This window comes from Halomonas ramblicola (genome assembly GCF_030409215.1).
GTDB lineage: Bacteria > Pseudomonadota > Gammaproteobacteria > Pseudomonadales > Halomonadaceae > Halomonas > Halomonas ramblicola.
The window spans coordinates 147,255-155,806 of sequence record NZ_JAUFPL010000025.1 but is presented as its reverse complement, the minus strand read 5'-3'; the positions used below and the strand labels follow the sequence as shown (position 1 = coordinate 155,806).

Here is an 8,552-nt window from a genome sequence, read left to right as displayed (position 1 = left end):
CGTCGCCGCGGGAAGGCCCGCGGCGACGCTCGAGGGGTTCGGCCTCCCGGAGGAGGCCAGGCCGTCAGGCCACCGTGGCGCCGACGCCCCGGATGGCACCCTCGCGGACCAGCTCGTCGGTGACCCGGTCCACGGCGCGACAGGCACGGTCGACGATCTCGTCCACCTGGTCGCGGGTGGTGATCAGCGGCGGCGCGAAGCCCAGGATATCGCCCTGGGGCATGGCGCGGGCGATCAGGTTCTCGTCGAGTGCCGCGGCCGCGATGCGCGCGCCGACCTTCAGCGCCGGATCGAAGTGCCGGCGGCGGGCCGGGTCGGCGGAGAACTCGAGTGCCGCCAGCATGCCCACGCCGCGCACGTTGCCGACGATGGGGTGGTCGCCGAAGGCCCGGGTCATGGCCTGCTGCAGGTAGGCACCGGTCTCGGCGGCGTTGGCGGTCAGACCCTCGCGCTCGATGATCTCCAGGTTGGCGAGTGCCGCGGCGCAGCCCAGGGCGTGGCCGGAGTAGGTCCAGCCGTGGCCGATGGGGCCGTACTCGCCGGTGCCCTGCTCCAGCACCTTCCACACGCGGTCGCCGACGATGACGCCGGAGAGCGGCTGGTAGGCGCTGGTCATGCCCTTGGCCACGGTGATCAGGTCGGGCTTGATGCCGTAGTGGTGACTGCCGAAGTCGGCGCCGATGCGCCCGAAGCCGCACACCACCTCGTCGGCGATCAGCAGCACGTCGTACTTGGCCAGCACCGCCTGGATCGCCTCCCAGTAGCCCTCCGGCGGCGGCACGATGCCGCCGGTGCCGAGCACCGGCTCGCCGATGAAGGCGGCCACGGTGTCCGGGCCCTCGGCGAGGATCAGTTCCTCCAACTTGGCAGCACAATGCTTGGAAAATTCGCGCTCGCTCATGCCCTGCTGCTCGGCGGCGCGGTGGTAATAGTAGGGCGCCTCGGTGTGCAGGATGCCGGCCAGCGGCAGGTCGAACTGGTCGTGGAACGCCTTGAGGCCGGTGAGCGAGCCGGTGGCCAGGCCGGAGCCGTGGTAGCCGCGCTGGCGCGAGATGACCTTCTTCTTCTGCGGGCGCCCCAGGACGTTGTTGTAGTAGCGCACGATCTTGAGCTGGGTCTCGTTGGCATCGCTGCCGCCCAGGCCGTAGTAGATCTTGGACATGCCGGGCCCGGCGAGCGCCAGGATCTTCTCGGAGAGCTCGATCTGCGGCTCGTTGGCGTGCCCCACATAGGTGTGGTAGTAGGAGAGTTCCAGCGCTTGCCGGTAGATGGCCTCGGCCACCTCGGTGCGGCCGTAGCCGATGTTGACGCAGTACAGCCCGGCGAAGCCGTCGATGAACTCGCGGCCGTCCTTGTCGACGATGGTGATGCCCTGGCCACCGGTGATCACGCGGCCCGGCGCGTCGCCGTGGGCGAAGTCGCGCAGGTGGGTGGAGGCGTGGAAGGTCACCTTGCGGTCGCGGTCGATCAGGTCCTTGTGCAGGCTCATAGCGCTCTCTCTTCTCGTGGGCTCCCCGGCTCCGCCGGGGAGAAGGTTCATCGAATTCAGCAAAAAGGGCTTAGCTACCGGAGACCGAGCCCAGGCCGCCGAGGCAGTAGTACTTGGTCTCCAGGTACTCGTCGATACCGGTGATGCCGCCCTCGCGGCCCAGGCCCGACTGCTTGACGCCGCCGAAGGGCACCGGGGGACCGGTCATCTTCACCGAGTTGACCGAGACCATGCCGTACTCCAGCGCCCGCAGCAGCTTCCAGATGCGGCGGATGTCGTGGGTGTAGACGTAGGCCGCCAGGCCGTACTCGGTGTCGTTGGCCATCTCGATCACCTGGTCGTCGTCCGAGTAGGCGGTGATGCCGGCCACCGGGGCGAAGTTCTCCTCGCGCCACACCTTCATCTCCGGGGTCACGCCGGTGAGCAACACGGGCATGAAGAAGTTCGGGCCCGGGGCCTGGCTCTGGTCGCCGGCCACCAGGGTCGCCCCCCGGGAGATGGCGTCGTCGACGATGCTGGAGGCCTTGTCCACCGCCTGGCGATGGATCAGCGGCCCCAGGTCCACCTCGCTCTCCAGGCCGTTGCCCACGGTCAGCGCCGCCATGCGCTCGGCGAACTGCTCGACGAAGGCGTCATGGATCGACTCGTGCACCAGGATGCGGTTGGCCGCCAGGCAGTCCTGGCCGGCGGTCTGGAACTTGGCCGCCACCGCCGCAAAGGCCGCCTCCTTGGGATCCATGTCCGGCCCGACGATGAAGGGCGCATTCCCGCCCAGTTCCAGCGACACCCGCTTGACCGTGTTCGCACACTGCTCGAGCAGCAGGCGGCCGACCCGGGTGGAGCCGGTGAAGGAGAGCGCCTTGATGCGCTCCTCGGCACAGAGGATCTTCGACACCTCGGCGGGCTCGCCCAGCACCACGTTGAACACCCCCGCGGGGATGCCGGCGCGCTCGGCCAGCTCGGCCAGCGCCAGCGCCGAGAACGGCGTCTCGCCGGCCGGCTTGACGATCACCGGGCAGCCGGCGGCCATGGCCGCGGCGGCCTTGCGGGTGATCATCGCCAGCGGGAAGTTCCAAGGCGTGATCAGGGCGGCGATGCCCACCGGCTCCTTGAGGGTGCCCAGCGCGGCGTTGGGGATGTGGCTGGGGATGGTCTCACCGAAGGTGCGCTTGCCCTCCTCGGCGAACCAGCGCACGAAACTGGCGCCATACTCCACCTCACCGCGGGCGTCCGGCAGCGGCTTGCCCTGCTCGAGGGTCATCAGGGTCGCCAGATCCTCGCGGTGGGCCTGCAGCAGGTCGTACCAGGCCAGCAGGCGCTCGCAGCGCTCGTCGGCACGCAGCGCCCGCCAGTGCACGAAGGCGGCGTCGGCGGCATCCACGGCCTCGCGGATCTGGTGGGCCTCCAGCCAGGGGATGTGGCCGATCGCCTCGCCGGTGGCCGGGTCGAACACGGCCGCTTCGCGGCCGCCGTCGCCGTGGGTCCACTTGCCGTCGACGTAGGCGTACTGGCGGAACAGGCGCGGGTCCTGGAGTTTGATGGACAGCGTCATATGGCACCTCCCCTGACGCGCCGGCCCTCGGGATGTCGGGCCGGCGTGGGTGAAACGGGCGAGCCGCGGTAGGCGGCTCCGATGACGACAGGGTAAGGGAGGTGGCGGCCGGGGAGTTTTCGTTAGCCGGCGAGGGGGATGCGCTTTTTTTCGTCCTCGCCGGCCTGGCAAGAATTTTTTCTGCATGCCGCCGGGGTGGGCGCGGTGGGCTCGTCACCCCGCCGCGGGAGCGACCAGGGCCGCCTCGGCGAACACCAGCAGGCCGAGCTCAGGGCGGTAGCCGTGGATCTCGGTGACGTCCAGGGCCTGGAGGAAGTCCAGGATCTCCTCGCTGACCACCTGGCCCGGCACCAGCACGGGGAAGCCCGGCGGATAGGGGATCACGAAGCTCGCCGAGACCACGTCGCGACCGGCGCGCATCTCGGCCTGCAGCTCGCCGTTATCGAAGCGCAGGTACTCGGTGTTCTCCTCGTCGTAGCTCAGGAAGTAGGCGCAGCGGATATCGCCCTGGGGTGTCTCGGGGCATTGCCGAAAGGCGTCGTGGAAGCGGCTGAAGTCGGGCAGCGGCGGCAGCTCCCGGGTCAGCGAATGCACCCGATGCTCGATGATCTTGCGCTCGGGCCGGCTGCTCTCCTCCCAGCGGTACTCGAACTCCTTGGCCAGTTTCATCAGCACGTCGAGCAGGTAGGCGATGGCGCCCCGGGAGGTGCCGATGTTGGTCATGAACAGCACGGTGTTGCGCGAGGTCTTGTTGATCTGGATGCCGTACTTGTTCATCAGGTACTCGTTCTTGAAGGCGTCGCCGTCGACCCCGGTGGCGCCGATGGCGATGGTCACCCGGGTCGGGTCGACCACGAACTCGTCCCGCGCCCAGGCCTCCTCCATCTGGTTCCAGCCGGTCACCGGGTCGTAGTAGGACTCGACACCGGACTCGCGGTAGGCCGCGGGCACCATGTCACTGTTCTTGAGCACGCGGAAGTACTTCTGCAGCAGCGGATGGGTGTAGAGCTGCTCACGCAGCGACAGCGCGGTTTCGACCTGGGCATGCACCAGCTCGAAGCCCTCCATCTCCGCCTGCATCCGCCCCACGTCCAGCGAGGCGAGGATCTGGTAGTTGGGCGAGGTGGAGGTGTGGGTCATGTAGGCCTCATGGAAGGGCGCCTCCACGCGCTGCCGGAAGTCCTGGTCCCAGACGTGGATCATCGAGCCCTGCCGCAGCGAGGTCAGGGTCTTGTGGGTGGAGTGGGTGGCGTAGGTGCGGACCCGCACCCGGTCCGGGTCGGGCAGCAGCCGCCGGTCGAGCCAGGTGGCGTCGTCGTCCGGGTCGAGCGCCTCGAACTCGGCCTTCCAGGCGGCGTACTCCTCGCGGTAGGCCTCGCTGCGGTAGCGGTCGCGCAGGGTCCGCGCGGCGTGCATGGCCGTGCGCGGCCGGTAGGTGGGGTTGAAGGTGGCGAAGGCGAACCACGCCTCGTCCCACAGGAACACCAGATCGGGCTTGATCGCCAGGCACTCCTCCATCACCCGGCGCACGTTGTAGACCACGCCATCGAAGGTGCAGTTGGTGAGCAGCAGCATCTTGACCTTGTCGAGTTCGCCGGCGCGCTGGTAGGCCAGCAGGGTCTTCTTGATCTCGCGCAGCGGCACCGCCCCGTACATGGAGTAGTCGTTGAGCGGATAGGAGTCCAGGTAGCTGACATGGGCCCCGGCCAGCACCATGCCGTAGTGGTGCGACTTGTGGCAGTCGCGGTCGATCAGCACGATGTCGCGCGGCTTGACCAGCGCCTGCACCACGATCTTGTTGGCCGTCGAGGTGCCGTTGGTGACGAAGAAGCTCTGCCGCGCGCCGAAGGCCCGGGCGGCGTACTCCTGGGCCTTCTTGATGGGCCCGTAGGGCTGCAGCAGGGAATCCAGCCCGCCGGAGGTGGCCGAGGTCTCGGCGAGGAAGATGTTGATGCCGTAGAAGTCGATCATCTGCCCCGCCCAGTGGGAGCGGGTGATCGACTTGCCCCGCGAGATGGGCATGGCGTGGAAGACCCCAGTGGGCTTGCGGCTGTACTCGCGCAGGGCGTCGAAGAAGGGCGTGCGATAGCGACTGTCGATGGCGCGCAGGATGGTGTGGTGCTGCTCGATGTAGTCGGTCTCGCGGTAGAAGATGCGGTTGAAGTAGCGGATATCGCGACTCGCCGTGGCCTCCACATCGCCGCTGGTGACCAGGAACTGGTCGATCTCCGGGCGCAGCTCGTGGATCATCGAGCTGAGCAGAATGCTGCGGTCGGCCTCGGACTGGTTCTCCAGCTCCTGCTCGGAGAGCCCCTCCAGGTAGTTGCGCAGGGCGCTGAGGTTGTACTTCGACTTGTAGGGGAACTCGTAGCGGATCAGGCAGGCCTGGATGTTGGGATTGACCAGCACGGCGATCAGCGCGTCCTCGAAACTCCTCACCGTGACCACGTCGTAGACGAAGCGGTCCTCGGGGCGGCGCAGGTTGTGGAAGGCCTCGCGCACGACCTCCTCCTCCTGGGCCGAGAGGTTGTCGACGATCAGCAGCTCGAAGTAGGGCTGGGCCGCGCTGTTGGAGGCCGGGTGGCCGCGCCTGAGCTGGTTGAGGGCGTCGAGGGTCTCCAGGTCCTCGGCATCGGCGTCGGTCTCGCTGAGGTCGACGTGGCGGCGCCGGTAGGACTCGCTGATCAGCGCCCGCACCAGACGCCTGACCACCTTCTCCAGCAGCACGTATTCCTCGCGGTCGAACAGTGCCCAGAGGTGGCGAAAGTCCTCCTTGGAGGGGAAGGCGTGGTAGTCCTCGATGATCTCCAGGCGGGTGAGCTTGACGTCCACCGCCTTGATCAGGTTGCGGGCACGCTGATTGGTGGCATCCAGCTTGACCAGCTGGCCCAAGTCGCGCTTGAGCGCATTCCAGGTATCGGCGCGCAGTTGGGAGATCTTGTGGTAGAAGCCCAGGGCGGTGTAGGGCGTTTCGGTATGGCTCTCTTGCATGGCGACACCCTTCCTTGCTGGTGGTGCTCGAGGCGGACGCCGGCGGCTCAGCCGCCGAGGCGTTCGCGCAGGCCGTAGCGCACGGTGACCCGCTCCTCGGGGAAATGGTCGAAGCCCAGGTCCAGGCCCAGGCCGGGCCAGTGGTAACGCACCCGGCCCTCGCCGGGTCGGTAGAAGGCGGAGTAGATGGTGCCCAGGCCGCGTCGGTAGTCGTGGCGGAACAGCGGTGGCGACTGGAAGGCCGCCTCGAGGCGCGCCTCATCGGTGGCCTCGTCGTCCACCAGGATGGAGAGCTGGCGCTCACGGATCAGGGTCTCGGAGGCCAGGGCGTGGGCGTACCACTCGATCTTCTTCTGGTGGTTGGTGGCCACCGGCACGCGCCGGATGCTGGCGCGCCGGTCCGGGCCGATCATCGCCGTGACGTAGCGCCCGGCGCTGTCGGCCGCGGTGATGTTGTAGGCCATGTGGGTGGGCACCCGCGCCAGCACCTCGGCGGCCTCCGGCACACTGTCGCAGAACTCCAGGATATAGCGCAGGATGATCGGTGCGCCGAAACCGTCGCCCACCGCCTTGCGTCCGCCGAAGGCCAGCGACACGGCGAGCCCGCGGTCGTTCATGCCGTCGAGCACGCCCCACAGGCAGTCCGTCATGGCGATGACCCGGCGCTCGTTCCAGCGGGTCAGCAGGATGCTGCCCTCGCACAGCTCCGGCGGATAGTCGTAGTTGCGGGCCAGCAGGGTGCTCCCCTGGCGCGACAGCACCGCCTGGGAACAGCCGGTGATGTAGGGCGGCGGCTGGTAGAGGCTCAGGAAGCGCGACGCCAGATCGCCGCCACCGGCCAGCTCGCAGAGCGCCCGGTAGTTGGGCAGCAGCTCGGGCATATGGCGGCGCAGGGCGTTGAGGCAGGCCAGGTAGCCCGGCCGCTCGCGTTCGCCCTCGGCCAGGTACCAGGCCTCATAGGCGGGCCAGTGGAGGTCGAAAAGCGACCGCCACTTGGGGCCCGGCGTCGCCTCGTGCAGGCTGCGGAAGACCAGCATCTTGTCGTCCATCGCGTCTGGCGTGGCCGCCACACAGGCGGCACCCTCCCCGCTCACAGGATCTTGAAGTTGCCGCCGCCCACGGCGTGGCTGACGGCGACTTCCTCGACCACCGGGTCCTGCAGCGACTGGCCGGCGTACTGACCGCGGATCCCCTCGATCCAGGCCTTCGCCCGCTCGGTGAGCCGGAAGTCGTCGTCCATCAGCCGCCCGCGGGTGATCAGGATGCCGAGATCCGCGCCCTCGTAGCGGAAGTCGCCCTGGCCACTGATGCGCAGGAAGAAGCCCTCCCGCTCGTTCTCGGCGGCGTGGGGATGATAGCTGTAGTGGTCATAGGCGATGCCGCCGTCGTCGGCCATGGTCCACACCCCGGTGCGCGGCGCCTGGGTGAGCAGGTCGACACTCTCGTCGGTGTGCTTGATCACCAGTTGGCTCCAGCTGTCGACGCTGTCGGGATGCGACCAGCGCTCGTTGATCTCGTCGATGTCCAGATCGAAATCCAGCTCGGAGAACTCCAGCAGGTGGAAGAGGAACAGCGGGATGTCGGAGTGGGCGAAGGCGGCCACGTTGGTCAGCGAGCTGGCCCCGGTGACCCGCGGGTTGAGCTCGCCCAGATAGACCTCGTGGCTGTCCATGTCGATCAGGAAGTCGAGCTCGAAATAGCCGCGGTAGCCCTCCTCGCGCAGCGCCTCGCCGAACTGGAAGGTGTACTCGCGGGCCTGGTCCCGTACCTCCTGGGTGAAGGCCCCGGCGAACATCTCGTTGCCGCACCAGCCGCCCTTGTAGGGGGTCAGCGACTTGAAGCCGACCAGCTCGGTCATCAGTGGGCCGACCACGGTGCCACAGCGGGTGGCACAGGCCTCGATGGCCGAGCCGCGGCAGTTGATGCGCTTCATGATCTTGACCTCGGGCTCGGCCTCGATCTCCTCGGCATGCTTGTAGTAGTCGTCCTCGCTGGCGATGAAGAAGGTGGTATGGCCGGAATCGCCGAAGGCGGTCTGCACGACGAGATCGTCGCCCAGCTCGCGGCTCACCTCGCACAGCTCCCGATAGCTGCCCACCCGGGCCAGCACGTTGGGCACGCTGGGCACGCCGGCCTTGTTGCCGATGCGCACCGTCTCGATCTTGTTGTCCATACGCGAGCGCAGCGCGGCCGGTGGAAAGGCGACCTTGAGCCCGAGCTGCTGGCAGACTTCCTCGGTGTGCTCGTCGAACATCAGGAAGGCGGCGGTACCGGCGTTGTCGCCGTCGGCCCGCGACTGGATGAAGTCGATGACCTCCTTGTGCTCGAGGAGGTAGTTGTTGATGTCCTCGATGCTCTCGAAGTCGCGGGGGAACTTCTCCTTGGGCACGAAGACGTTGCGCTGCTGGCCGTCGAAGCAGTCGATATAGTTGATGTGGCGGAAGTTGCCCACCCAGTCCCCGATGCCGAGCAGGTTGAAGTTGGTGGCCGAGATGAAGTAGATCGGTTCCTTGTTGTTGC

5 protein-coding genes are annotated in these 8,552 nt (G+C 67.8%); all 5 read right to left on the bottom strand.

The window, feature by feature from the left end; translation table 11 throughout:
* Positions 1–64: 64 nt before the first annotated feature.
* Positions 65–1,489, bottom strand: a complete 1,425-nt coding sequence (locus QWY80_RS09495; RefSeq protein WP_290230721.1) for an aminotransferase — start codon at positions 1,487–1,489, stop codon at positions 65–67.
* Between the two features lie 70 nt (positions 1,490–1,559).
* Positions 1,560–3,041 carry an NAD-dependent succinate-semialdehyde dehydrogenase gene (locus tag QWY80_RS09490; RefSeq protein WP_290230719.1) on the bottom strand — a complete coding sequence of 494 codons (1,482 nt, stop codon included), beginning with the start codon at positions 3,039–3,041 and terminating at the stop codon, positions 1,560–1,562.
* A 213-nt stretch (positions 3,042–3,254) separates the two neighbouring features.
* Positions 3,255–6,032 carry an aminotransferase class I/II-fold pyridoxal phosphate-dependent enzyme gene (locus tag QWY80_RS09485; RefSeq protein WP_290230717.1) on the bottom strand — a complete coding sequence of 926 codons (2,778 nt, stop codon included), beginning with the start codon at positions 6,030–6,032 and terminating at the stop codon, positions 3,255–3,257.
* 47 nt (positions 6,033–6,079) lie between these two features.
* Positions 6,080–7,081: a C45 family autoproteolytic acyltransferase/hydrolase gene (locus QWY80_RS09480; RefSeq protein WP_290230714.1), complete on the bottom strand. Its 1,002-nt coding sequence runs from the start codon at positions 7,079–7,081 to the stop codon at positions 6,080–6,082.
* Between the two features lie 41 nt (positions 7,082–7,122).
* The coding region (locus QWY80_RS09475; RefSeq protein WP_290230711.1) for a biotin carboxylase at positions 7,123–8,552 on the bottom strand (1,430 nt) is incomplete at its 5' end.